The 24,512-nt window shown below is 61.6% G+C and carries 28 protein-coding genes and 1 tRNA gene; 13 read left to right on the top strand and 16 right to left on the bottom strand.

Annotated elements, in window-relative coordinates; genetic code table 11:
- Window positions 1–240: 240 nt before the first annotated feature.
- A complete protein-coding gene (locus NCHU2750_RS12805; protein ID WP_119940845.1) occupies window positions 241–1,275 on the bottom strand; it encodes a glutamine synthetase beta-grasp domain-containing protein in 1,035 nt (344 codons plus the stop codon).
- 418 nt (window positions 1,276–1,693) lie between these two features.
- Here NCHU2750_RS12805 and NCHU2750_RS12800 point away from each other — a divergent pair, with 418 nt between their 5' ends.
- Window positions 1,694–1,882: a DUF2735 domain-containing protein gene (locus NCHU2750_RS12800; protein ID WP_119940844.1), complete on the top strand. Its 189-nt coding sequence runs from the start codon at window positions 1,694–1,696 to the stop codon at window positions 1,880–1,882.
- A gap of 46 nt (window positions 1,883–1,928) precedes the next feature.
- Here NCHU2750_RS12800 and NCHU2750_RS12795 read toward each other — a convergent pair whose 3' ends face one another.
- Window positions 1,929–2,957, bottom strand: a complete 1,029-nt coding sequence (locus tag NCHU2750_RS12795; RefSeq protein ID WP_119940843.1) for a YeiH family protein — start codon at window positions 2,955–2,957, stop codon at window positions 1,929–1,931.
- 268 nt (window positions 2,958–3,225) lie between these two features.
- Here NCHU2750_RS12795 and NCHU2750_RS12790 point away from each other — a divergent pair, with 268 nt between their 5' ends.
- Both NCHU2750_RS12790 and NCHU2750_RS12785 read left to right on the top strand, forming a co-directional pair.
- Window positions 3,226–4,221, top strand: coding sequence for an MDR family oxidoreductase (locus NCHU2750_RS12790; protein WP_119940842.1), 996 nt, complete (start codon window positions 3,226–3,228; stop codon window positions 4,219–4,221).
- 48 nt (window positions 4,222–4,269) lie between these two features.
- Entirely contained in the window at window positions 4,270–5,163 is an 894-nt protein-coding gene (locus NCHU2750_RS12785; RefSeq protein ID WP_119940841.1) for a LysR substrate-binding domain-containing protein, read from the top strand.
- A gap of 110 nt (window positions 5,164–5,273) precedes the next feature.
- On the opposite strand, the gene NCHU2750_RS12780 is transcribed toward NCHU2750_RS12785, so the two are convergent.
- From NCHU2750_RS12780 to NCHU2750_RS12765, 3 genes are all read right to left on the bottom strand, one after another.
- A complete protein-coding gene (locus tag NCHU2750_RS12780) occupies window positions 5,274–5,912 on the bottom strand; it encodes an acetate uptake transporter (protein WP_119940840.1) in 639 nt (212 codons plus the stop codon).
- A 222-nt stretch (window positions 5,913–6,134) separates the two neighbouring features.
- Window positions 6,135–8,042 carry a methyl-accepting chemotaxis protein gene (locus NCHU2750_RS12775; protein ID WP_119940839.1) on the bottom strand — a complete coding sequence of 636 codons (1,908 nt, stop codon included), beginning with the start codon at window positions 8,040–8,042 and terminating at the stop codon, window positions 6,135–6,137.
- Window positions 8,043–8,521: 479 nt separating this feature from the next.
- Window positions 8,522–8,752, bottom strand: a complete 231-nt coding sequence (locus NCHU2750_RS12765; RefSeq protein ID WP_119940838.1) for a hypothetical protein — start codon at window positions 8,750–8,752, stop codon at window positions 8,522–8,524.
- 278 nt (window positions 8,753–9,030) lie between these two features.
- On the opposite strand from NCHU2750_RS12765, the gene NCHU2750_RS12760 reads away from it, so the two are divergent.
- Window positions 9,031–10,134, top strand: coding sequence for an alpha/beta hydrolase (locus NCHU2750_RS12760; protein WP_119940837.1), 1,104 nt, complete (start codon window positions 9,031–9,033; stop codon window positions 10,132–10,134).
- 229 nt (window positions 10,135–10,363) lie between these two features.
- Entirely contained in the window at window positions 10,364–10,564 is a 201-nt protein-coding gene (locus NCHU2750_RS12755) for a hypothetical protein (RefSeq protein ID WP_119940836.1), read from the top strand.
- 143 nt (window positions 10,565–10,707) lie between these two features.
- Here NCHU2750_RS12755 and NCHU2750_RS12750 read toward each other — a convergent pair whose 3' ends face one another.
- A complete protein-coding gene (locus NCHU2750_RS12750) occupies window positions 10,708–11,037 on the bottom strand; it encodes a hypothetical protein (protein WP_119940835.1) in 330 nt (109 codons plus the stop codon).
- 392 nt (window positions 11,038–11,429) lie between these two features.
- Here NCHU2750_RS12750 and msrA point away from each other — a divergent pair, with 392 nt between their 5' ends.
- Window positions 11,430–11,939 (top strand): peptide-methionine (S)-S-oxide reductase MsrA, encoded by a 510-nt coding sequence (msrA, locus tag NCHU2750_RS12745; protein ID WP_119940834.1) that lies wholly within the window; start codon window positions 11,430–11,432, stop codon window positions 11,937–11,939.
- 156 nt (window positions 11,940–12,095) lie between these two features.
- Here the strand turns inward: msrA and preA are convergent, their stop codons facing one another.
- Window positions 12,096–13,409, bottom strand: a complete 1,314-nt coding sequence (gene preA, locus NCHU2750_RS12740) for an NAD-dependent dihydropyrimidine dehydrogenase subunit PreA (RefSeq protein ID WP_119940833.1) — start codon at window positions 13,407–13,409, stop codon at window positions 12,096–12,098.
- 15 nt (window positions 13,410–13,424) lie between these two features.
- Window positions 13,425–14,798, bottom strand: a complete 1,374-nt coding sequence (locus tag NCHU2750_RS12735; RefSeq protein ID WP_119940832.1) for an NAD(P)-dependent oxidoreductase — start codon at window positions 14,796–14,798, stop codon at window positions 13,425–13,427.
- Between the two features lie 212 nt (window positions 14,799–15,010).
- On the opposite strand from NCHU2750_RS12735, the gene NCHU2750_RS12730 reads away from it, so the two are divergent.
- The 4 genes from NCHU2750_RS12730 to NCHU2750_RS12715 all read left to right on the top strand — a co-directional run bounded on the left by NCHU2750_RS12730 (window position 15,011) and on the right by NCHU2750_RS12715 (window position 16,702).
- Window positions 15,011–15,439, top strand: coding sequence for a hypothetical protein (locus tag NCHU2750_RS12730; RefSeq protein WP_119940831.1), 429 nt, complete (start codon window positions 15,011–15,013; stop codon window positions 15,437–15,439).
- 166 nt (window positions 15,440–15,605) lie between these two features.
- Window positions 15,606–15,926: a FliM/FliN family flagellar motor switch protein gene (locus NCHU2750_RS12725; protein ID WP_119940830.1), complete on the top strand. Its 321-nt coding sequence runs from the start codon at window positions 15,606–15,608 to the stop codon at window positions 15,924–15,926.
- Between the two features lie 166 nt (window positions 15,927–16,092).
- Window positions 16,093–16,503: a DUF2325 domain-containing protein gene (locus NCHU2750_RS12720; RefSeq protein WP_119940829.1), complete on the top strand. Its 411-nt coding sequence runs from the start codon at window positions 16,093–16,095 to the stop codon at window positions 16,501–16,503.
- On the top strand, window positions 16,481–16,702 hold the full coding sequence (locus NCHU2750_RS12715; RefSeq protein ID WP_162939427.1) for a hypothetical protein: 222 nt from the start codon (window positions 16,481–16,483) through the stop codon (window positions 16,700–16,702). Before NCHU2750_RS12720 ends, NCHU2750_RS12715 begins: the two co-directional genes overlap by 23 nt.
- Before the next feature lie 16 nt (window positions 16,703–16,718).
- Here the strand turns inward: NCHU2750_RS12715 and NCHU2750_RS12710 are convergent, their stop codons facing one another.
- The 3 genes from NCHU2750_RS12710 to NCHU2750_RS12700 all read right to left on the bottom strand — a co-directional run bounded on the left by NCHU2750_RS12710 (window position 16,719) and on the right by NCHU2750_RS12700 (window position 17,844).
- Window positions 16,719–17,039 (bottom strand): DUF423 domain-containing protein, encoded by a 321-nt coding sequence (locus tag NCHU2750_RS12710; protein ID WP_119943316.1) that lies wholly within the window; start codon window positions 17,037–17,039, stop codon window positions 16,719–16,721.
- 55 nt (window positions 17,040–17,094) lie between these two features.
- Window positions 17,095–17,484 (bottom strand): group II truncated hemoglobin, encoded by a 390-nt coding sequence (locus NCHU2750_RS12705; protein ID WP_119940827.1) that lies wholly within the window; start codon window positions 17,482–17,484, stop codon window positions 17,095–17,097.
- A 135-nt stretch (window positions 17,485–17,619) separates the two neighbouring features.
- Window positions 17,620–17,844, bottom strand: a complete 225-nt coding sequence (locus NCHU2750_RS12700; protein ID WP_119940826.1) for a hypothetical protein — start codon at window positions 17,842–17,844, stop codon at window positions 17,620–17,622.
- 256 nt (window positions 17,845–18,100) lie between these two features.
- Between NCHU2750_RS12700 and NCHU2750_RS12695 the strand changes: the two genes are divergently transcribed.
- From NCHU2750_RS12695 to NCHU2750_RS12685, 3 genes are all read left to right on the top strand, one after another.
- A tRNA-Arg gene (locus tag NCHU2750_RS12695) sits at window positions 18,101–18,177 on the top strand.
- A gap of 158 nt (window positions 18,178–18,335) precedes the next feature.
- Window positions 18,336–18,671: a hypothetical protein gene (locus tag NCHU2750_RS12690; RefSeq protein ID WP_119940825.1), complete on the top strand. Its 336-nt coding sequence runs from the start codon at window positions 18,336–18,338 to the stop codon at window positions 18,669–18,671.
- A 242-nt stretch (window positions 18,672–18,913) separates the two neighbouring features.
- A complete protein-coding gene (locus tag NCHU2750_RS12685; protein ID WP_119940824.1) occupies window positions 18,914–19,105 on the top strand; it encodes a DUF3329 domain-containing protein in 192 nt (63 codons plus the stop codon).
- Window positions 19,106–19,220: 115 nt separating this feature from the next.
- Here the strand turns inward: NCHU2750_RS12685 and NCHU2750_RS12680 are convergent, their stop codons facing one another.
- The 5 genes from NCHU2750_RS12680 to NCHU2750_RS12660 form a co-directional block, all read right to left on the bottom strand.
- A complete protein-coding gene (locus NCHU2750_RS12680; protein WP_119940823.1) occupies window positions 19,221–19,736 on the bottom strand; it encodes a hypothetical protein in 516 nt (171 codons plus the stop codon).
- A gap of 84 nt (window positions 19,737–19,820) precedes the next feature.
- Window positions 19,821–21,005: an MFS transporter gene (locus NCHU2750_RS12675; RefSeq protein ID WP_119940822.1), complete on the bottom strand. Its 1,185-nt coding sequence runs from the start codon at window positions 21,003–21,005 to the stop codon at window positions 19,821–19,823.
- Between the two features lie 225 nt (window positions 21,006–21,230).
- Window positions 21,231–22,070 (bottom strand): transglutaminase family protein, encoded by an 840-nt coding sequence (locus tag NCHU2750_RS12670; protein WP_119940821.1) that lies wholly within the window; start codon window positions 22,068–22,070, stop codon window positions 21,231–21,233.
- A gap of 33 nt (window positions 22,071–22,103) precedes the next feature.
- Entirely contained in the window at window positions 22,104–23,045 is a 942-nt protein-coding gene (locus tag NCHU2750_RS12665; protein WP_119940820.1) for an alpha-E domain-containing protein, read from the bottom strand.
- Between the two features lie 12 nt (window positions 23,046–23,057).
- On the bottom strand, window positions 23,058–24,467 hold the full coding sequence (locus tag NCHU2750_RS12660; protein WP_162939614.1) for a circularly permuted type 2 ATP-grasp protein: 1,410 nt from the start codon (window positions 24,465–24,467) through the stop codon (window positions 23,058–23,060).
- Window positions 24,468–24,512 lie beyond the last annotated feature (45 nt).

The following is a 24,512-nucleotide window of genomic DNA, read 5'->3' as shown; positions in this document are numbered from 1 at the left end:
AAGACTTAGCTTTGCTAAGATCTTGATTTTGTAACCTCTCCCACAAGGGGAGAGGCGGGCCTCCGAGCAAGCCTCCCCGGCATCTCTCCCCTTGTGGGAGAGAAAGCAATTTCGAAATCTTAGCGCAGCTAAGTTTCAGAAATTGCAAGTGAGGGGGGGGCGCGACAACCGCCCATTCCCCCAAAAACGAAAAACGCCAGCTTGAAGCTGGCGTTTTCCGTTTATCCTTGGGAGGATTTATCAGGCAGCGGCCGACTTTGCGGTCGGGACTTCTGCAATCGTCTTCAGAACCTGGGAAGCGATCGCGTAGGGGTCGCCCTGGGAGTTCGGGCGACGATCTTCGAGGTAGCCCTTGTAGCCGTTGTTGACGAAGGAGTGCGGAACGCGGATCGAAGCGCCACGGTCAGCAACGCCGTAGGAGAACTTGTTCCACGGAGCGGTTTCGTGCTTGCCGGTCAGACGCTTGTCGTTGTCGGGACCGTAAACGTCGATATGCTCTTTCCAGTTCTTGGCGAAGGCAGCCATGAGGGCTTCGAAATACTCCTTGCCGCCAACTTCACGCATGAACTTGGTGGAGAAGTTGCAGTGCATGCCCGAGCCGTTCCAGTCGGTGTCGCCGAGCGGCTTGCAGTGATATTCGACGTCGATGCCGTACTTTTCCGTCAGGCGCTGCAGCAGGTAGCGAGCCATCCAGATCTGGTCGGCGGCGCGCTTGGAGCCCTTGCCGAAAATCTGGAATTCCCACTGGCCCTTGGCCACTTCGGCGTTGATGCCTTCGTGGTTGATGCCGGCAGCGAGGCAGAGGTCGAGATGCTCTTCGACGATTTCGCGGGCAACTGCGCCAACGTTGGAGAAGCCAACGCCGGTGTAGTACGGGCCCTGCGGAGCCGGGTAACCCTGTTCCGGGAAGCCGAGCGGAGCGCCGTTTTCGTAGAAGAAGTATTCCTGTTCGAAGCCGAACCACGCATCTTCGTCGTCGAGGATGGTGGCGCGGGTGTTCGACGGATGCGGCGTGACAGCGTCAGGCATCATGACTTCGCACATGACCAGAACGCCGTTGGTGCGAGCCGGGTCCGGGTAAACGGCAACGGGCTTCAGCACGCAGTCGGACGAATGGCCTTCAGCCTGCATGGTCGACGAACCGTCGAAGCCCCAGAGCGGGAGCTGTTCGAGCGTCGGGAATGCATCGAATTCCTTGATCTGCGTCTTGCCGCGCAGGTTAGCTACCGGCTTGTAGCCGTCGAGCCAGATGTACTCGAGCTTATACTTGGTCATGTTTTATCTCTCAGGCCGTGGTTCATGGTTGAGCCATCCTGGAATGTGCGGCCCTTGCGGTCCACATTCCGGGCATGAACAAGAGAACGCAATGAGCGTGCCAGTTTGATCGAAGAACGGGCGAAGTGATTTAAATAATGCCGCTCGGATTGTCGCAGCAGGCGGCATGCGCGTCGCTTGCGCCTGATTCTGCTTAGAGATTGGGCTTCGACCGTGTTTGCTCCGGCATGTGCCCGGAACGGAACGCAGTGAGGCGCGTTAAATCGGATCACGTCAGTTGCTGCGGGATTAACGCCATTTGATGGGTTTCAGGCTGGCGGATCTTATGCAAATGATGTAAATTAGTGCAATAAGGTCAAATAATGTGCAGATTTCTTGTCTGCTTGACTTGATTGCAATTGGGTGAGGAGGCGATCGGATGAGGAGCGTCCATCGTGAAAGTGCAAAAATCTATCAGTTTCCATTGATGCCGCGTCGGCGGCTCGACAACGGATTGACCGTGCCATCGGCACCGGACGTCGTTCTGTCCGTGGTCGATATGTGCTGGTACCATGACGAGGCGGTGCGCGGCGAGGACCAGCCGCAGGAGCGGCCGAAGCCCTGCTGATGGCCCCCTACTGAGGGGTCGAGGCCATCGGCAGTCGCAAGGTAGATCAGAAGCCAAGCAGTTTCAGGAGGCCGTAGCCGAAGGCTGCGATGAAGATCCAGCCGAAGGCGCCGAGCGCGAGCGGGCGCCAGCCCTCGGCGCGCAGCTTGCCGATATTGGCCTGCAGGCCCATGGCCGCAAGTGCCATGGACAGCAGGAAATTGGTGAGCATGACGAGGTTTGCGCTGATATCGGCGGGGATCGAGACGAAGCTGTTGACCAGCATCATCGAAATGAAGCCGATGACGAACCACGGCATCGGCGCCGAAGCGCGCTGGCCGCCTGCCGATACGGTGCTGCGGGCGGCGAGGGCGAGCGTCATGATCAGCGGTGCCAAAAGGACAACGCGGGCGAGTTTTGCGATCGTGCCGAACTGGCCGGCGACAGTGCCGTCCTGGAAGGCGGCGGCGACGACTTGGGCAACCTCGTGGATGGTGGCGCCGGACCACAGGCCGTAGGCGCGCGGATCGAGGCCGAGTGGCGAGGCGAGAAGCGGGTAGGCGAGCATCGAGATCGAGCCGAACAGGGTGACGCAGGCAACCGCATAGGCCACATGTTCCTCCCGTCCCCTGACAACCGTATTGGCGGCGATGACGGCCGAGGCGCCGCAGACGGACGTGCCGGCGGCGATCAGGTCGGTCAGTTGCCGGTCGACGCCCATCAGCCTGCCGACGAGGCGGATGGCGATGAAGGTTGCGACCAAGGTCAGCGTCACGGTGACGAGGGCAGCGGCGCCGAGCGACAGGATCTGCGTCAGGGTCACCTGCAGGCCGAGAAGGACGATGCCGGCTCTGAGGATGCGCTTCAGCGAAAATCCGACGCCCGGTTCGACCATGGCCGGCAGTTTCAGCGTGTTGCGCAGCAGCATTCCCAGAATGATGGACAGGATGAGCGGGCTGAGCGCGGCCCAGCCGGTCAGCGCACGTATCGCCAGAGAGGCGGCAGCGATGGCCGCAGTCAAGAGCAGGCCCGGCAGGAGCGGACGCATGATGGCAAGCGGATTGTGCGAGCTTTCTGCGGAGATCGGCAATGACATCGTCAAATTTCCATAAATAAGGTGGAATTTCGAAAATCATTCTCCGTTGTCGCGACCAACAAATCCAATTGATAAGTTTTGTCATTTCGTTCTAATTTGACGAACGAACTTTATCGGACGTGCAATGCCTGCCTTCCTGCAATGCAGTGTCCGACAGGTGATCTGCGGCATCATGACCATGCGTTTGTTCGAATTTATGAGCCGCATCAATGGATCAAGGCAAATTCGGCGTTAGGTGCTCATCTGTTCTGACAACAGGAGATACATCATGGTTGAGACTTTCAGGGCGATGGTCATCGATGCCGTCGACGGCAAGACTTCGGGATCCTTCAGGGACATCGCCATCAGCGACCTGCCGGATCACGACGTGCTGGTCGAGATCGCCTATTCGTCGCTCAACTACAAGGACGGTCTGGCCATTACCGGCAAGGGGCGCATTGCCCGGCGCACGCCGATGATCGGCGGCATCGATCTTGCCGGCACGGTCATCACGTCTCGTTCTCCCGAATGGAAGGCCGGCGACAAGGTGGTGCTGAACGGCTGGGGCCTGTCCGAAACCGAATGGGGCGCCTTCGCTCGCTACCAGCGGGTCAAGGCCGAATGGCTGGTGCCGCTGCCGGACGCATTCTCGTTCCAGCAGGCGATGGCGATCGGCACGGCCGGCTATACGTCGGCGCTTTGCGTCGACGCGCTGGAAAAATGGGGTGCGATCGAACCCGGCAAGGGTGAAGTTCTGGTCACCGGTGCGGCCGGCGGCGTCGGCTCGGTGGCGGTCGCCCTGCTTGCCGCACGCGGCTACAACGTCACGGCCTCGACCGGCCGGCCGGAGACGCATGCCTATCTCGCCTCGCTCGGTGCGACCGGTTTCGTCGATCGGGCCGCGTTGCAGGAGAAGGGTGGTCCTCTGCAGAAGGAACGCTGGACCGGTGGCGTCGACAGCGTCGGTTCGACGACGCTCGCCAATGCGCTTGCCCAGACGGTGCGGGGCGGGGCGATCGCGGCCTGCGGGCTGGCCGGGGGCGCGGACCTGCCGGGGACCGTACTTCCGCATATCCTGCGCAGCGTGGCGCTGATCGGCGTCGATTCGGTCATGGCGGCACGATCGCTCAGGCTCGATGCCTGGAAGCGGCTCGCCCGCGATCTCGACAAGGCCAAGCTCGACAGCATGACGAGTGTCGAACCGATGTCGAACCTGCCGAAGCTTGCCGAGGATATTCTGGCGGGCAAGGTGCGTGGCCGCGTCGTCATCGACGTCTCCGCCTGAGGCCCGATCGGGTCGAGCAAGCAAAGCTGATCGCCGCGAAAGGGCACCATGACGTTCGAGCAATTGAGGATCTTTCTGGAAGTCGCGCGGCAGGAGCATCTGACGCGCGCGGCGGAAAATCTCAATCTCACCCAGTCGGCGGTCAGTGCGGCGATCAAGGCGCTCGAGGCGCGGCACGGCGTGCTGCTGTTCGACAGGGTGGGGCGCCGCATCGTCCTGACCGAGGCGGGACGGCTGTTCGTCGACGAGGCGCGCGGTGTGATGGAGCGGGCAAGGGCTGCGGAGCTGGCGCTTGCCGATCTCGGCGGCTCGGCTTCCGGCCTGTTGCGCATCCATGCCAGCCAGACGGTGGCGAGCTATTGGCTGCCGGCGCGGCTGGTTGCCTATCACGAGCGGTTTGCCCGTGTCGACCTGAGGCTGACGGTCGGCAATACGCAGAGTGCTGCGGAGGCCGTTCTTGCCGGTGCGGCGGAGCTTGCCGTCGTCGAGGGCGAGGTGACGATCAAGGGGCTCACCCGGCAGACGGTTGCCGAAGACCGGCTGGTTCTTGTGGTCGGCAGCCGTCATCCCTGGGCGGGCGGGCCGCCGATTGCGGCGGGCGACCTTCTGGAAACGAACTGGATCATGCGCGAGGAGGGGTCAGGTACACGGGCCGCCTTCGAGGCGCATCTGGCGCATCTCGGCATCGAGCCGAAAATGCTCTCCGTCGTCCTGGAAATGCCATCCAACGAGGCGGCGATGGCGGCGGTGGAAGCGGGGCTTGCGGCAACCGTGCTGTCGAGCCGGGCCGCGTCCTACCACTCCTTTGCCGGCCGGCTGCATGTGGTGGAGTTTCCCATGCCGCTCAGGCGGTTTTCGGCGCTGCATCACAGCGAGAGGCATGTCACGCGCGCGCTGCGGTCGATGCTCGACCTGTTGGGCGAGCCTTTCGGTGACGAATAGCCAAGGTGGTTGGCGCCTAAACCCGCGGCCATATCTGGGTGATCAAGATACCAGACCCGGTCGTCGGGATCGCGGACCGACGGCCGGGTTCGGCAGCTGGCAGACCGTGATCAGCCGATCATCGGCTTGCCGACCGGCAATACGTCACGGCCGAAGGCATCCTTGTAGATGGTGTGGGCCATGACATAGAGGGCAAGCGCGCCGCAGACCATCAGCTCGTAGCCGGCGACGACATTGAAGACATGCGGGCCGAAATGGCCGACGACGAGCAGCACGAAGCCGATGAACAGGGTGATGAAGACGAGGCCGAGACCGGTACTGGCGCGCATGGCGCCCGGCGTCATCACGGCCGTGTAGATTGCCCATACGACCAGGAACCAGGCCACGTCACTGTCGCTGACGGGGAAAATGCCGGTCGCATTGCCGATCTGGATGAGGCAGAGCGCGATCCAGAAGCAGCCATAGGCGGTGAAGGCGCTATAGCCGAAATTGTTGCCGACCTTGCCCTCATGCAGGCCGGCGATCAGCTGGGCCAGGCCGCCGAAGATCAGGCCGGTCCAGATGACCGGACCGAGCGAGGCCCAGCCGACATTGTGGAATTGCAGCACGATCGTCGTCATGCCGAAACCGGCAAGGCCGACAACGGCCGGATTGCCGTGGGAGCCGTGGGCCTTGTCAGCGGGACCGTGATCGTCGAGAGAAGCGGCGATCGCCGCTTGGGTCTCGATCTTGGAGGCGTTGGCATTCATGGGATATCCATCCATTGGAGCGGCGATGACGGGAGGCCATGCCTGCGGTCCTTGTGCGGTGCAGCATGGGCGCTCGCCTGTAGCGCAGCGACCGGCAATTTCCGGTTGATCCTGATCAAATGCGGCCATCAGCCTCAGGTGGAAATCCTATCTTTGAACTCGCGCAAAAAGAAATAAGCCCGGCGGTGCCGGGCTTATCATCAACTGTTGTCGAATTAGAGGTCAGGCCGCGTATCGAGTGGTCCGCTGCGGCGCGGCGTGTTCGCCACCCAGCTTGAAGCTCGACAAGATCTGTTGCAGCTGGCGGCTTTCCTCGGCCAGCGTTTCGCTGGCGGCGGTGGTTTCCTCCACCATGGCGGCATTCTTCTGGGTCATCTGGTCCATGTGGTTGACCGAGGAATTGATCTCGGCCAGCGCGGTTGCCTGTTCGCGGGCCGCCGTCGCGATCGATTCCACATGTTCGTTGACCTTGTTGACGAGGCCCTCGATCTCCAGCAGCGCATCGCCGGTAGAGCGGACGAGCGAGACGCCGCCTTCGACTTCCGCAGCCGAGGTGCTGATCAGGCCCTTGATCTCCTTGGCGGCATTGGCAGAGCGCTGGGCAAGTTCGCGCACCTCCTGGGCGACGACGGCGAAACCGCGTCCTGCCTCACCGGCACGTGCTGCCTCGACACCGGCATTCAGCGCCAGAAGGTTGGTCTGGAAGGCGATCTCATCGATGACGCCGATGATCTGGCCGATCTTGCTGGATGAATCCTCGATGCGGCCCATGGCGGTCACGGCGGAGCGGACGATATCGCCGGACTTGGCGGCACTCTGCTTGGTGGCGTGGACCATGTCGCGGGCTTCCGTTGCGCGCGAGGAGGCGGCGCGGACGGTGGCGGTGATCTCGTCGAGGGCTGCTGCGGTCTCTTCGAGTGCCGCGGCCTGCTGCTCGGTGCGCTTGGAGAGGTCGTTTGCGGCAGAGGAGAGTTCGGCCGAGTTGTTGTTGATCGTGCCGGCCGAGCCGCGGACATTGTTCATCGTGCCGCGCAGGCGCACCATGGTGTTGTTGACGTTGACCTGCAGTTCGGCAAATGCGCCCTGGAACTTGCCGTTCATGCTCTGGGTCAGGTCCGCATCGGCAAGCGCTGCGATGACGCGGCGCACTTCGGTGACGGCCGTCTCGACACTTTCGACCAGCTGGTTGACGCCGGCAGCGAAGCGGTTGAGGTCGTCGTTCTGGTAATCCTTGACGATGCGGCCGGAGAAATCACCGGCGACGGCGGAGGCGACGACGGTCGAGATGCTCGACTGCAGGTCGCTGCTGTTGCGATGAAGGGCTGCTTCCTGCGCCTTCAGCTGATCCATGGCGAGTGCATTGGTGCGGAAGACCTCAACGGCGCGGGCCATTTCACCGATCTCGTCCTTGCGGACCGTATCGATGCCGAGATCGTTGAGTTCCCCCTTGGCGAGCTTGTTCATCGCCTGGGTGAGGAAACGGATCGGGCTCACGACACCGCGGCGGGAGACCATCATGCTGATGACGGCGCCGATGATGATGAAGGCAACGGCGGAGGCTGCGGAAACCAGGATGGCGGTGGTGGAGGATGCGACGGCATCGGCGCGGGCCGAAGCGAGCGACTTGCCGGAATAGGTGCTGTAGACTTTGACCGTGTCGGTGACGGCTTTCTGGCCATCGAGCGCGGTCTTCAGGGCTGCGGCAATGGCAGCGGTGTCGGCCGGGTTCTTGTCGGCGGTCTCGACCATGGCGCTGATCGTGCCGAAATAGCTGTCGAGTGCTGCGCGGATCGCCTTCAGTTGATCCTTTTCGGTAGCGTCGGCGGTGGATTCGATCTTGGGCAGGCGTGCCATCATTTCGCTGGCGCGGGTGGCGGCCTCGGTGCGGAAATCCTTCGCCTTGTCGGGCGCTGCGGCCAGCTGGTAGGTCATGCGGCTGACGGCAATGATGTCGACACGCAGGTCCATCGCCTCACGGGCGACTTCCTCGCGGGCGCCGACGGAAATCATCGCCTTTTGCAGGCCGTAAAGACCCGATGCTGCAATGCCCGCAATGATGAGAGAAGAAACGCCCATCACGATAGTGACGAGGCCAAGTTTCTTCGAAATGGCCATATCCCGAAATGCCATAATGCGTACCACCCAATTAACCCAACACATCAGCTCTCAGAGCGTCCCTCGAAGACGCGTCAGGATGCCGCGCTAAACTATTGCCATGGTTGCACTAATTCTGGGTTAAAATGCTTCGGGAGCATTATGCTCTGCTTTGGTGGGAAGCAAAGTCGACGAATTTTTCGAGCAATAATTCGCACATTGGGCAATTGCTCTTTGAAGGTCGGGCTAAAATTCTTGTTCTATCCGCGACTTCGCGATTAACGTGTGAGATGTCCGCGATTTCATGTTGCAGTGCAATATCCCGGTTGAATTTCAATCGGGATGAGACTTGCGTAGGGAGAAGGGCCTTTTGCGGTGCGGCCGGTGGCCGGCCGGGCCATTCAAGCCGCACTTGCCTCGCATTCGAAGCCAAAACCTTCATCCGCCCAGCCGGTCATGATCTTGACGGGAAGGCCAAGACTCGCGAGGCGCGGTAGGCAAGCTTTGTTTGCCCGTCAGGCCGCGCAGCGAACGCGGTGATTGGTCGCGATCGTGTAGATCCGCTCCAAGATGTCCCGGTCCTTGATCAGCGGGTCGGAGATCGCCAGGAGGGCTGCGCGGCAGACGCGCTTGTCGGAAAAGTCGGCGCTGTTTTGGGACACGAAATCATAGAGGTCGTGGCCGGACAAGCCCTGACCGACGCCGCGAACCAGCACCTTGTAGACATTCGTCAGCTTTCTGCCCATTCGCTCGGTCCCCTGGTCAGGATAGCGCTCCAGTAACAATGCATAGGCTCTCAATAAGGTTGCAGTTGAGTCTTGTCCAATTGCATTGCGTGGCGGGAAGGACACAATCACGCCGGATTGCACGCTTCGTCACCGGCCGTCTTATTCCCCCGGGCGTGGCCGGGCCTATTTGGATCGCCAGATCGCCGCGCATCCGAAGGGAGGCCAAAGGACGATCTGACTTTTTGGGTCTACGCATCGCGCTTTTCGGGCCGATGCCGCAGCGGCAAGATTGAGTGATGACAGCAGTGCGTTCGATATATCCAGTCCTTCTTCTCTTCGCATTGCTTTCCGCCTGTGCCCGACCGGGGCCTAGCACGCTTGCGGTCGTCACGCCGATCAAGGGTGCGACGGAGGTTTCGCTTCTCGTCGCAACCGATCGGGTGCCGGATGCAAAGATCGACGGGGCGTTTACCGCAGGGCGTTCCGACACGCTGCGCTATCTGGAAGTGACTGTTTCGGTGCCTCCGACACACCGCGCCCCGAATATCGAGTGGCCGCGGGGAAAGCCCGATCCAGCGACATCGTTTACCGTTGTCGGGCGTCGCACGCTCACGCGTGAGGAATTCGTCGCCCTGTCGCGCGGCAAGGCGCGATCGCCCGCCTTTGGCCGTGCGGGGATATTCGTCCATGGCTATAATTACTCCTATCAGGAGGCGTTGTTCCGGCTGGCGCAGATGACGGCGGATTCGAAGGTTGCCGATCGGGCAATCCTGTTCGACTGGCCGTCGCAGGCGGAGGTGACCGGTTATGTGGCCGACCGGGATTCGGCGGCGTTCGCGCGCGATGACCTTGCGACAGTCCTGACCGATCTTTCGGATGGCGGCGTCAAGACGACGGTTCTTGCCCATAGCATGGGGGCGTGGCTTGCCGTCGAAGCCATGCGGCAATTGTCATTGATGGGTGAGAGGAAGGTGGTGCGTTCGGTCGACCAGCTGGTTCTTGCCTCTCCCGATATCGATATCGACCTGTTGAAGAAACAGCTTGCGGTGACCGACCGGCTGCCAAAGCCGATCGTCATCCTGGCGTCGAAGGACGATCTGGCGCTGGCGCTTTCCAAGCGGCTGGCGGGATCGGCAGCGACGGCCGGTTCGCTCGATATCGACGATCCGCGGACCAGGGAGCTGGCGGTCAAGGAGAACCTCGATATCGTCGACATCTCCAAGCTTCCATCCATGAACGGCACCAACCATGACCGGTTCGCGGCACTGGCGGCGGTTTATCCTCGTTTGAAAGAGGGCTTCAGCAACCCTGTTGCGGGCACGGGTGCCGTGGTGCTGAACGGTGTGGGAAGTGCGGTATCGGCACCCTTCAAACTTGGCGGTGCATTGCTGTCGCAATAAGAATGCGCAACATCGCCCGGCATGGGCCTCTCGCCATGCGTGCGTCGCATCGGTCCGTCGCAGTGGTGACCGGGTGGCCGAAATCAGTTGCACCGACTCGACGGCATCCATATTTTCGATCAGCCGCCCGGATGGCGACGGGAGAAATGACGGCCGACCGGCCGAACTCCCCGGTCAATGAAAATGTCCGATTGAGACGCCTCAAGGCCTCAGGAAAGGACGCACTGAAATGCGCATGGAACCAATCCCCACCTTATTGAATGATGTCGACAAGGCTCTCGCCTGGCACGATGGCGATACACGCGCGACCATCGAGACCCTGCTTCGCGACTGCGAACACCTGCGCGGCCAGCTCGTGTTGGCGAAGGGATGTATCAGCCGCGGACTGACGCGCGGATGGACGCCCGAACTGGAGCGGAAGGACGGCTGAGACGACTGTTCCCGCTATCGGCAGGCAGGTGCCCCCGTTGGGTCGCCTTGCTGGTATCGGCGGCGAGCGGACCGAATTTGGATAACAAAAAATCGGCAAGGCCGAGGCCATTGATGGCTTCGGCCTTGCCGCTGGGCAATGTCTTACTTGATGTAGATGGTCTTGCCGCCATCGCCGGCCGTGCGAACTGCAACAACGTTCTGCAGGGCGATGCTTCGGTCACTCAGGACCTGCATCAGGGCCGGGTCGGACTGAACTTCCGCCTGGGCAGTCTGGATCACTTCCGGAGCGGGACTGGTGACATCGGCCGGAGGCGTGCTGCCATTGCCGGTTGCCGGCGGGTTGGAGACGTTCACGACGTTCACATCGGACATGGACGGCGCCGGGGCGGTGATGCCGGTATCCTGCGCGTAGGCGCCGGCGGCAAAGGTGGAAGCCGAAATCATGGCGGCGAGTGCGATAATCTTTTTCATTAAATCTCTCCTTGTGGATGATCTTTGCGGCAGAGGCGCTTGGCGCCCCGTCCGTTGCGTCTTGGAAGACGTCAGAAGAACATCCCGGATTCTGAAAAGTTTCGCGAAAAATGCCCGGCTCACGGGTAGTTGAGGTTCCATCACGAATGGTTCAAACAGGTTCTGGGCGGCGCCGAAGGTTGCTGCCGCCGTAATGACACGCTTTTGCAGGGTGCCGATGCCGGTGAGCATTTCGTTACACGTGCGTGTGCGGTCAACGGCGTTCGTGGTTCGGTCGCCATGACGCCGGAACTCCAAGCTGTATAGGAATTCGGCGCCATGATTGATGGTTCTGGCAAAATGGGAAGCGCATTCCCATATCTGCCCTGACACAAACAAAAGGAGCGATTTCCATGACGACAGAGCGCGCAGTTTTGGCCGGGGGTTGTTTCTGGGGCATGCAGGACCTGATCCGCCGCTATCCCGGCGTGATTTCCACGCGTGTCGGCTATACCGGCGGCGACGTTCGCAATGCGACCTACCGCAATCACGACGGGCATGCCGAGGCCATCGAGATCATCTTCGATCCGTCGCGGATCAGCTACCGCGACCTGCTCGAATTCTTCTTCCAGATTCACGACCCGAGCACTCTCAATCGCCAGGGCAACGATCTCGGCACGAGCTATCGCTCGGCGATCTTCTATACGAACGAAGAGCAAAAGGCCGTGGCGGAGGAAACGATCGCCGATGTCGACGCTTCAGGCATCTGGCCGGGCAAAGTGGTGACGGAAGTCACGCCGGCGGGCGATTTCTGGGAAGCCGAACCGGAGCACCAGGATTATCTGGAGCGCTATCCGAATGGCTATACCTGCCATTTCCCTCGTCAGAACTGGACGCTGCCGAAGCGAAAGGTTGCATCCTGAGCCATATCGGCGAAGCCATTCAGGCATTGCCAGTCGGCCGAGACGGACTCGACCGACTGAAGTTTTTTAAAAAGGGCCGGATCGGCTTCGCCTTTTATGGCCTGTGACGCGTCAGGGAGCTCTCACCGCATCCCCGACGCCAAGGTTGTCTGACCATCACTCCGCGGCAGGCCTTGCCATCGGGTTGTTCGGATGGGTGGTCCAGTTGGCATAGGTCGGGTCGACCGTGCGGCCGGTGCGCTTGTCGAGCGAGCCTGCGGGCAGCGCTTCCATGGTGATGCAGTTTTCCACCGGACAGACGTTGACGCAGAGATTGCAGCCGACGCAGTCTTCCTCCTTCACCTCGAAATGCCGTTTTCCGTCAACGATCGCGGTGATCGCCTGGTGGGACGTGTCCTCGCAGGCGATGTGGCAACGGCCGCATTTGATGCAGGCATCCTGGTCGATATGGGCCTTGGCGATGTAGTTGAGGTTCAAATACTGCCAGTCGGTGACGTTTTTCACGGCGCGGCCGGTAATATCGTCCAGCGTGCGGTGGCCCTTCGCGTCCATCCAGGCGGAGAGGCCGGTGATCATCTCCTCGACGATCTTGAAGCCATAGGTCATCACGGCGGTGCAGACCTGCACATTGCCGGCGCCGAGGGTCAGGAATTCAGCCGCGTCGCGCCATGTGGTGACGCCGCCGATGGCGGAAATCGGCAGGCCATGGGTTTCCTGATCGCGGGCGATTTCGGCCACCATGTTGAGCGCGATCGGCTTGACCGCCGGGCCGCAATAGCCGCCGTGCGAGCCCTTGCCGTTGATCGAGGGCTGCGGGCTGAAGGTGTCGAGATCGACCGAGACGATCGACGAGATGGTGTTGATCAGCGACACGGCATCGGTGCCGCCGCGTTTTGCGGCGCGGGCCGGATAGCGGATATCGGTGATATTCGGCGTCAACTTGGTGATGACCGGCATGCGCGAATATTGCTTGCACCAGCGCACCACCATTTCGATATAGTCCGGCACCTGGCCGACGGCCGCGCCCATGCCGCGTTCGGACATGCCGTGCGGACAGCCGAAATTCAGCTCGATACCGTCGACTTCCGTCTCCTCGACAAGCGGCAGGATTGATTTCCACGCCTCTTCCTCGCAGGGGACCATGATCGAGGCGATAATGGCGCGGTCCGGCCAGTTCTTCTTCACCTGCTTCATCTCGATGAGGTTGGTGTAGAGGTCGCGGTCGGTGATCAGTTCGATATTGTTGAGGCCGAGAAGCCTGCGGTCGGCGCCCCAGATCGCGCCGTAGCGCGGACCGTTGACGTTGACGACAGGCGGTCCCTGTTCGCCGAGCGTCTTCCAGACGACGCCACCCCAGCCGGCCTTGAAGGCGCGCTCGACATTATAGGCCTTGTCTGTCGGCGGCGCGGAGGCGAGCCAGAAGGGATTGGGGGACTTGATGCCGATGAAATTGTTGCGGATGTCAGCCATGATCTTCGTCCCTTCTCAGGCTACTGCGATGGCAGGCTGCATGCCTGCGGCGAGCATGCGGTTGATGCTCTCGGCGGCGTCGCGCCCCTGCGCCACAGCGGAAACGGTCAGGTCCTCGCCGCGGCCGATACAGTCGCCGCCGGCCCAGACCCGTTCGATCGAGGTATGTCCCTCGGCATCGACGGCAATCCTGCCGCCATCGAACTGGAGTGCGCCGAGGCCGGATGCCGCAAATGTCTGGCCGATCGCCTTGAAGATCTGGTCTGCGGCGATGACGCCGGTTTCGCCGGTGCCGGTCAGGCGCCCGTCCTTGACGGTGGTGTATTCGACCTCGATGCCGGCCACCCGAGCGCCACCGGGGCCATCCTTGCCGATCACCGATTTCGGTGCCAGCCAATGGCGGATGATGACGCCCCTGGAGGCGGCGAGATCCTGTTCGTAGGGCGAGGCGTTCATGTTCTCCTTGCCGCGGCGGTAACAGATCGTCACTTCCTCGGCGCCGAGCAGCTTTGCCTGGATCGCCGCATCGATGGCGGTCATGCCGCCGCCGATGACGACGACGCGCCGGCCGATCGGGATCGAAGCCTTGTCCTGCGCCTGTCGCAGTCTTGCGATGAAATCGACGGCGTCTTCGACGCCTTGAAGGTTTTCACCCTCAATGCCGAGGCCGTTGACGCCGGAGAGGCCCATGCCGAGAAACACGGCATCATATTGGGCAACCAGATCGGACAGGGAAAAATCGCGACCGAGCATTCTGCCATGCTCGACGGTGATGCCGCCGATGGCCGTGACGTACTCCACCTCACGCGCGGCAAAGTTGTCGGCCGCCTTGTAGCTGGCAATGCCGTATTCGTTGAGGCCGCCGGATTTTTCCCGTGCCTCGAGGATCACCACCTCGTGGCCCCTGATCGCCAGCCTGTGGGCTGCTGCAAGGCCGGCCGGACCGGCGCCGACCACCGCAACCTTCTTCCCACTCGGGGAGGGGCGGGCATAGAACTGCCGCCCGGCATCGATTGCCGTATCCGTCGCATAGCGCTGCAGCCGGCCGATCTCGACGGGCCTGTCTTCGGCCGTGTTGCGGACGCAGACCTGCTCGCAGAGCGTTTCGGTGGGACAGACGCGGGCGCACATGCCGCCCAGAATGTTCTGGTCGAATATGGTCTTTGCCGATCCGAGCGGGTTGCCAGTCGATATCTGCCGGATGAACATCGGGATATCGATGGCGGTGGGACAGGCCGTCATACACGGCGCGTCGTAACAGAAATAACAGCGGTCTGCTGCCACCAGCGCCTCATGCTTGCCGAGGCGCGGGTGAAGATCGGAAAAATTCAATGCGCATTCGTCGGACGCGAGGCGCCCGGCCTCTATCCCGCTTCCCAGTCGCTCCATCCGAGTTCCCTCTTTTTATGGTCATGGACAACTATTGGGCGAAAGGTAACACGGATGAAAATTTTATCAAACGGTAAAATTTTTCTGCGACGCCCTGCCGCGCAGGGAGACGGGGCGGGCCCCGCGTAAACCATTGCGAGATCTTGTCATTGAACATGTTTTCGCACTGCGGTACGGTGTTAACAGTGTGTTAACCATGGCGAATCGCGATCATGTTAGAGAACGGCAGGCATCGTCATTATCTGGCAGAATTCTACGGGGCGAACGACAACCCGAAGATCCGCTATCGCAAGACCAATATCGTGGCACGCGCAGTCTATCCCAATGGCGGGGTAAAATCCTTTTCCAGCCTGCAGGTGCGCCTGATCGGCATGTGCGAGACGGGAGCGCTGATCCAGTCCGCCGCGATGAAATTCCTGCCCGAGCATTTCTATCTCAGCCTCGGCAATAACGAGATCGTCTTCACCTGCGCCGCACGCAACGTGATGGAAGACCGCATGGTCGTCACCTTCGCCAAGCCGGAAGACACGTTCTTCGTCGATGCGCTGGCCAAGGCCGGACTGCCGCTTGCTACGCTGAAGCGGATGCGGGCAACGACCGTCGTTCGCACCCGTACGACCGGGACCGGTCTCGGCAACTGAGCGTCCTTCGGCGCGGCCTGGCCGCTGCTGGTTCTTTATGATCCGTCAACTGTGGAAGTTAATGGACCGTTAAGGTTTACAACCGGTGCGAGGCGCAGCCTGGCCTGCCGCCGTCTATTTTCACCCGACTCGCATAGACTTTGATGCATTTCAGAAGGTGATAATCATGAGCGATGACGTGGCTGAAAAGCCGCCCCTCAACATTCCGGAATTTTCGCCGGAGGGGCTTTCCACAGCGCCGAAACCCGTCCCACGCGGTCGCGTCGGCGAAATCCCGGTCGAGGTGCACGCACTGATCGGCCGGGCGACCGTCTCCGTATCGCAACTGATGGCGGCGAAGGAGGGCGCGCTGTTCAAGCTCGACCGTCGCTTCGGCGATGCGATCGAGCTGCAGGTCAATGGCAAGACGATCGGCTATGGCGAGATCGTTTCCGACGACCGGGACAATCTCGTCGGCATCCGCATGGTTTCCGTCGAGGGCATCTAGGCCATGTCGGCAAAGGGGCGTCGCGTTGCAGCTTCCAATTGTCCCGCTGCCGCCTGATTAAAATATGACTGTCATCCTCACGTTTAATCTTTACTCTGATTGTCAACTTATCTAAGGTGCCGCTCACCGAAGGTTCCCGAGATGAGAATCGATCAGGCGAGGCGTGATGGCGAAGAAGCAGAAACGGAAGAATGGCGGCGCGAACGAGACGGCGGCTCAAGCACAGCAGGTCAAACCCGATCGCGACGCAATCGATGTCCGCAGCTTCCTCTATGTCGGCGGTCGGGACTGCCAGGTGGCGCATCTGCGCGCCATTGCCAGTCGCCACGGCGCGGAACTGATCCATCATGACGGCGGCCTGCGTGAGGCCGTATCGCGCATCGATACCGTGCTTCCCTCGGTCGACTGCGTGTTCTGCCCCATCGACTGTATCAGCCATGATGCGTGTCTGAGGGTGAAGACCGGCTGTAAGAAGTTCGGTGTCGCCTTCGTCCCGCTGCGCAACGGCTCGAAATCGAGCCTGGAACGCGCGCTGCAGACGATGAAGGATAAGAATGATGAGAGACGAGCGTCCTGACGCCACCCTGTTTATCGGCCTGCACAAGCTGGCGGAGCAGAATGGCGAGGGACTTGTGCCGGAACTCTACGAGATCCTGGCATCCCGCAGACGAAATGACGAAGACAGCAATGTCATCCGCTTTCCCGCGCATGCGACGGTGAGTGCCACTACCGTTCCCTCCTGGGAAGCGGGCAAGATCCTGCCGTTCCGGAGGTAATCTTCAGCGCCGACCTTCAGGCGTCCCGCCTTTGCAGGAAGGCACCGGCGGCGACGATCAGCCAGCCCAGCATCATCAGCATGCCGCCCGCGGGGGCGGCGAAGGGAAACAGCCTGTCGCCGGAAAAATGGCGGGAGACGAGGTCGGCCGCAAAGATGATGGTGCCGAGCCCGAGCACCAGGCCTGCCAGCGTCGCGCTGCGGAAGGCGCGATGACCGAGATAAAGCCCGAGCAGGACCGGCGCGTGGGCCAGGCACATGGTCGAGGCATTGCCGAGCAGATGCGTGTCGCCACCATGGCTTGCGGCTGCGGCGAGCGCCACGCCGGAAAGCCCCATCAGGCCGCTGACAAGCAGGATCAAGGGCCGAAGTTTCACGAGTCTTTCCAAGGCGCTATTCCCTGTTCTGCATGTGGTGGCCGAGCCGCTCGACGGGAGGCCAGATGATGTCGCGCAGCTTTTCGTTTTCGATCGTCTCGTCAAGCGCTCGGCGAAAACAGAGGAGCCATTCGTCGCGTTCGGCGGGTCCGATTTCGGCACCGAAATGGCGCGAGCGCAGGCGCGGATGGCCGTATTTCTCGACATAGACCGGCGGCCCGCCAAGATAGCCGGTGAGGTAATCGTAGAGTTTTTCCTCGCTGCCCTTGAGGCTTTCGGGGTGGATCGCCCGGCAGCGGGCGGCTTCCGGCAGCGTATCCATCAGATGGTAGAAACGCCGCACCAGCGCGCGCACGGCATCATCGCCGCCGATCGCTTCATAGAGGGTGATTGTTTCCGACGTCATGGATTCTGGGCCCGCATAACCTTGCCACGGTGTTATCGCCGTGGCGGGGGCGGGGCAAGCGGAAAGGCTTGGGGAAGGCAGCATGAAATTCGGGACGTCCGGCTGCTCATCCAGCCGGGCGCCTGCACTCATCGTTCAATCCGGACCAGTATCGACTTCGGCGCCGTCCTTTGCGGGCAGCGAGCCGGTGCCCGGGGTCTTGTCGTGGTCGGTCAGGTGGTCCTTGGCATGCGGGCCGGCCACCGGATGCCGCCCGGCTTCATGGGCTTTCCCGGCAGATTTGGTGCCGGATGCGGTTGTCCCGACCACATCGCCGCTACCGCCTTCGATTGCGTCGCGTGCAGTCCTGTCGTTGGCCATTTTTACCTCCTATGAGATTATGGTCATGCAGAAACAATGCCTCTTGCGCCGCCGGGTTCCGATCTGCGTCTCGGGACGGCCCGACATTCAGGCCCGACGGATACTGCCCAAGGAAGGCCGGATCTTCGCCTGCCTTTGCCATTGAATGTTGTTGTTGCGATTTTTCCGCTATCGGCGCCTCAGGGCATTGATGCGCCAGACGAGCTAGGGTAAGAACCTGCCATCGGACTTGGGCGATTCATCGCCAACACGGTTAGCACCCGTAGCTCAGCTGGATAGAGTGTTGGATTCCGATTCCAAAGGTCACAGGTTCGAATCCTGTCGGGTGCGCCATTTTAAAGCCCAATCATCGTTATGTTTCGATCGATCCCAGTTATCGAGTAGATAACCGTTGCGCTTATTCAATCGGGCGGCGGTGTTCACCCAAACGGGTGGCGACAGATCGGGTTTTGGCGGCTTTTCTTTCGTTGTCATCAGCAAAGGGGGCTTTGATGTTTCGAAATATCGTTTTCTCCGCAATCATCGTGATGTTTTCATCCGCAGCGGCTTTTGCCACCGAGTTCGGTGATCTCGCCGGCACTTACTCCGGCAAGACCGAGAAGGGCAGTGCAGTGGTCTTCACAATTCCGAAGAGCGGGACGCCGTCCTACAGGTTCAAGGGCGAGCCGATCTCTGTCAATACGTCATCACTGTCCGGCAAGACGATCACCATGCGTGTCGGCAGTGGCGGAGGGAAGATCACACTGACCAGCACCGGCAAAAGCACGATGCAGATGCAGTATTCCTATATGAAGGATCGGGCATCGGCATTGCTGACCAAGGAATAGGGCCGCCGGCGCCTTGGTGACGCCAGAGAAGCGAGTTGGAGAATTCACGCCGGGATTGAGGCCGTCGGGTCAGATGGTCCCTGCCGGCAGACATTCGCAACACGGCAAGGGCGGGATCCGGAAAGAGCCAATCCGGCAGGCAAAGGGCCGCAGGTTGGCTTTCTTGTGATCCTCCCATCTTGCATTTTCATTCTCCTGCCCGGATATGGAGGCTTACACCAGATCCGGGCAGGAGGAATTTGATGATCGACCCGAACCATCCGTTTTATGCCGCCACATGGCGGCGGGTCGCCATTCCGCTTGCCTGCTTCATCTGGGCCGGTATCGAGATTTTTGCCGGATCGGGTTTCTGGGCGGCGATCGTCGGGGCGCTCGGGCTTTATGCCACCTACAAGCTGTGGATCGAGAAACCGAAACCGGCCGACAAGGATTAGGCGGGGGCGAGCGAGGCAATAGGCAGGTCCGACGGGGGAACGGCTGCGGTTGCGGCTCGAATCCCAGCCCCGGCATCGGCCCTAGCCCTAATTCCACCCCAGAATCGACACTCGTTTATCGCCGCCAGAACAATTCCTTGATCGCCCTGTCGATCATCAGGTTGGCGATCTTCATGCGGGTCGTGGCGTTGTCGCGGAAGGCGGGGGCGACGCGGTCCGGGTGATTGTCCTTGGCGAAGTGGCGCCGTTTCTCGTTGAGGCTTGCCTCCGTCTCCTGAGGGGAGAGTGCGAGGTCTTCGGCGATTTCGGCTTCGCTAAGGCGCGCGAGATGGGCCGGCATGACCGGCTCCGTCTGCTCAGAAATGACGGGTTGTTCTGTGGAGGGGGCGGTTGCTGCATCGTCTCCGGCGGTGCCCGTCGATCGTTCAGCACCCGGCCAATCGGCAAGAAAGTCGAAATAGGCGCCGATATCGGCCTCGGCCGCTTCCGGGCGGCCGTCAGGGGTGACGAAGCCTGCGCCGAGCCCGCGAATGCGAAAATCCGCCTTAGCCGGTTCAGTCTCGTCCTCGTCCTTCTGGTCTTCCTTCAGCCGGGTCAGCACCGACTGGAAGACCGATTGCCCTAAAAGCATAAGCACCTCTGTTCAGACGCGGCATAAGAGCAGCCGGACATGGCGCCGGGCTTGCGTTCACGTCGGGGTTCTGGGAGCGTCCGCTCAGGGTTCGGTTCTTACCGTCTTCCGGTGTAGCACGAACAGACCGAGCAGCGCGCAGAGTGCCACGATGGAGATCGTCATGGCGAGCCAGAGGGCGGCGTGGGGGCCGGCGGATGCCATGATTGCGGTGAAGGCCGGCGGGGCTGCGGCGAAGGAGAGGTTGAGCGGCACGGCGAGCCGGGACGATGCCCTCGCATAGGCGCCGGGGGCAAAGATCTGCAGCGGCAGCGTGGCGCGTGTGACCGCGGTGATGCCGCTTGCAAGCCCGTAAAGCGTGGCAAACAGCATGGCGCCGAAGACATTGCTGGAGAAGATCAGGACGACGAAGCTTGCCGGAAACAGTGCCGCGCCCAGAATCCCGGTGGCAAAGCCCGAAAGCCGGCGTCCGTTGAGAAAATCGAACAGCCTTCCCGCCCATTGGGCAAGGCCGATAAAGGCAGCCGCGGCAAGGGCTGCGGCGTGATCGAGGCCCGAGGCTTCGAAGAGGATGATGATCGTCAGGGCGAAACCCCAGGTGACGAAACCGTTGGCGGCAAAGCTTGCGGCGAGAAGCACGAACTGCCCGAGGTCGATCGATGCCGGCCCCGTGGCGCTCTTGGCGGCCGGTTGTGCAAGCGGTTTGCGTGCCAGAGCCGAGACATGCAGCGGCATGCAGACGAAGAGAACCAGGGCGGCATAGACGATCGTCGTTACCCGCCAGCCAAATTGCAGTTGCAGGAAGCCGGTGGATGGCCAGACGATGGTCGATGTCAATCCGCCGGCAAGGATCAGCACGCCGAGCGCCTTGCGGGCGCCGTCGCCGGCGATTTCGGTGACGGCGATCTGCGCCGGCGTGGTCAGCATCAGCGAGCCGGCAAGGCCAAGGATGATCCAGGACAGGATATAGGTGGCGGGTCCCTCGGCAAGGCTCATGGCGAAAAGGCCGGCCGCGCCGATCAGCGAACCGAGCGTCATCACCTTGCGGGCGCCATGGCGCTCGAAAATCCTGCCGAGCGGCGCGGAGGCCGCGGCCATCACCAGCAGCATCACGGTCGGGCCGGCCATGACGAAGGGGAGCGCCATGCCGAGGTCGCCGGCCATGGCCGGGCCGGTAACGGCCGGAAGATAGAAGGTGGCACCCCAGCCGATCAGCTGGGTCACGGAGAGGGCGGCAACGGCGCGAACCGTGGGCGAGCGAAACGGCATGGAACAACCGGCGGTGGGACACAGGCGGCAAGGATTATGTCAGTCGTTTGACGGGCGGATGACACTGGTCGCTGCTATGGGGTGGCGGGTAAGGCAGAGGCAGTTCGTGCCGGATCGAATGCCCCGTTATCCCTTTGCGGGAGGCCGCCATGCCGTCGGGTTAGCTCAGGTCGGGGCGGGTGCCGCGCCATCTTATGCAGGGTAGAGCCGGTCTGCCGCCGACGCTCATCCCTGGCTTTGCGTCTGGCTCTGGCCCGGGCTGGCGGTGACCGTCAGGCGGACCTTGAGGTTTTCGCTCGCCTTGTCCTTGCCTGTGCCGATCCGCATGCCGGAGACGGGGGCGCAGTCGCGGTAGCAGAGGCCCGAGGCGATGCGGACGTAACGATCATCGGGGCAGATATTGTTGGCGGCATCGAAGCCGACCCAGCCGAGGCCCGGAATATGCGCTTCCGCCCAGGCATGGCTTGCGACCTGCTCGGTCTCGCCTTCCATCAACAGGTAGCCGGAAATGTAGCGGGCGGGCAGGCCCGCAAGCCGTGCGGCGGAAATGAAGATATGGGCGTGGTCCTGGCAGACGCCGGTTTTGGCGGCGAGCGCTTCCTCGGCGGTCGTTTCGGTCGTCGTCGAACCCGGCGTATAGGCCACCGTCTCGTGGATCTGATCCATCAGCGCATGCATCTGGGCAAGCTCGCTGTCGCCCTTGACGCTTTTTGCCAGATCCCTGATCAGCTTGCCGGGCTTGGTGCGGGTCGTTTCGCGCAGGAACAGCCAGAGCGGGCAGAAACCCTGATGAGTGCCAAAAACGCCGGCCTTGTCGATGGTCTCGACTTCGCCTGTCGCCGTGATGCGGATCGTGTGTTCCCCGCCGTCGATCGACACCAATTCGACATGGTTGCCGTACTGGTCGGAATAGCCCGTCTCGATCTTGGCGCCGTCGACTGACACCGACCAGTTCAGCACTTTCTGGGTCGGGCCGCTGACGGGTGTCAGCCGCAGCCGCTGCAGCGTGTAGGGAACCGGTTCGTCGTAGAGATATTCGGTCGTATGCGAAATCTTCAGCCGCATGGGGTCGTCCTTCAGGTAGAGCGGTTGGGCTGATTACTGATAAAAGCGGTAGCCGTCGGAAATCTCGGCACTGAGCTGGTTGTTGCGGTAGACGAAGTCCTCGAGGAACTCGTGCAGGCCCTGGTCCATGATCCCGGTGACCGAGCCACGCTTGAGAATTGCGCGGATCGCATCGGCCGTCTCGTGGGCGGTCAGGCGGTTTCCATAGTCTTCCGCAAGATAGCTCAGGTTGCTGACGATCTTTTCGTAGCAGTAGGCGAGCGAGCGCGGCATCTGCACCTGCAGGATCAGCATGTCGGCAATGTTGGCCGCCTGGTATTCGCCGTCATAGACCCAGCCGTAGGAACGGTGGGCCGAGACCGAGCGCAGGATCGATTCCCACTGGAAATTGTCGAGCGCCGAGCCGACCTGGCTCACCGATGGCAGCAGTACGTAATATTTAACGTCGAGAATGCGGGCGGTGTTGTCGGCCCGTTCGATGAAGGTGCCGATGCGGGCAAAGTTGTAGATCTCGTTTCTCAGCATCGAGCCATGGAAGGCACCGCGGATCAGGCCGCAGCGATGCTTGATGACGCCGATCAGTTCCGGCAGGTCGGCGGCTTTCACCTTGCGCGCCATGCGGGCCTTCAAGTCGATCCAGGCCTCGTTGGTGGCTTCCCATGTCTCGCGGGTGAGCGCGGTCCTCACCATGCGGGCATTGTTGCGGCCCGCCTCGATGCAGGACATGACGCTCGACAGGTTGGAGCGGTCGCGTAAGAGATAATCCACCGCGTCGGCGGCGGTCAGCTTGTCATGCACCTCGGAATAGGCCTCGCGCACGCCGGCACTTTCCAAGACGCCATGCCAGTCCTCGTCGGAGGAGCCGGCGCGGGTCAGCGAGACGCGCAGGCCGGCATCGACGAGACGGGCGATATTTTCGGCACGCTCGATGTAACGGAACATCCAGTAGAGGCCGTTTGCAGTTCTTCCCAGCATTTGCTTACGCCCTCAATCTTCCAGAACCCAGGTGTCCTTGGTGCCGCCGCCCTGGCTGGAGTTGACCACCAGCGAGCCCTGCTTCAGCGCCACGCGGGTCAATCCTCCGGGGATGATCTTCACCTTGTCGGAGACCAGCACATAGGGGCGAAGGTCGACATGCCGGGGTGCCACGCCCTTGTTGACGAAGATCGGCACGGTGGAGAGTGCCAGCGTCGGCTGGGCGATATAGTTGTTCGGCTTGGCGGCCAGCTTCTCTGCAAACTCGGCACGTTCCTTCTTGGTCGCCGTCGGGCCGACCAGCATGCCGTAGCCACCGGAGCCGTGGACCTCCTTGATGACGAGGTCGGCGATGTTTTCCAGCACGTATTTCAGGCTGTCGGGCTCCGAACAGCGCCAGGTCGGCACGTTTTCCAGAAGCGCCTTGCGGCCGGTATAGAATTCGACGATCTCGGGCATGTAGGAATAGATCGCCTTGTCGTCGGAAATTCCGGTGCCCGGCGCATTGGCAATGGTGATGTTGCCGGCGCGGTAGACATCCATGATGCCCGGCACGCCGAGCGCCGAATCGGCGCGGAAGGTCAGGGGATCGAGGAAATCGTCGTCGACGCGGCGGTAGAGAACGTCGATCGCCTCGTAGCCGCGGGTGGTGCGCATCTGCACCTTGCCGTCGATGACGCGCAGGTCGGAACCTTCGACCAGCTCGACGCCCATCTGGTCGGCGAGGAAGGAGTGCTCGTAATAGGCGGAGTTGTAGATGCCCGGCGTCAGCACGGCGACGCGCGGCTTGCCCTTGCACCCCGGAGGGGCGACGGCGGCCAGCGACTGGCGCAGCAGGCGCGGATAATCTTCCACCCGCTGCACCTTGTTGAGCGTGAAGAGTTCCGGGAACATCTGCATCATCGTCTCGCGGTTCTCCAGCATGTAGGAGACGCCGGAGGGCGTGCGGGCATTGTCTTCCAGAACGTAGAACTGGTCCTCGCCGGTGCGCACGATATCGGTGCCGACGATATGAGTATAGACGCCGCCCGGCGGCTTGAAGCCGATCATCTCGGGCAGGAAGGCGACATTCTTCTCGATCAGCTCGCGCGGGATGCGGCCGGCCTTGATGATTTCCTGCTTGTGGTAGATGTCGTCGAGGAAGGCGTTGAGCGCCAATACGCGCTGCTCGATGCCCTGGGCGAGCTTTCGCCACTCGCGCGCCGCGATGATGCGCGGGATGATATCGAAGGGAATGAGTTTTTCGGAACTGTCGGCGTGGCCGTAGACCGCAAAGGTGATGCCGGTGCGGCGGAAGATGTTTTCCGCGTCCTGGGTCTTGCGGATCAGATGCGCGGTGTCCTGGGCCGCATACCATTCATGGTAGTTCTTGTATGGCGGGCGCGGAAGGTTATCCGCAGTCAACATTTCATCAAATGCCAAAGAAGCGATCCCCTTTTTTTGGCCATAAGAATACAACGCAGAGGG

This window comes from Neorhizobium sp. NCHU2750 (assembly GCF_003597675.1).
GTDB lineage: Bacteria > Pseudomonadota > Alphaproteobacteria > Rhizobiales > Rhizobiaceae > Neorhizobium.
The sequence above is the reverse complement of the archived record's forward strand: the minus strand, read 5'-3'. Positions and strand labels throughout refer to the sequence as shown.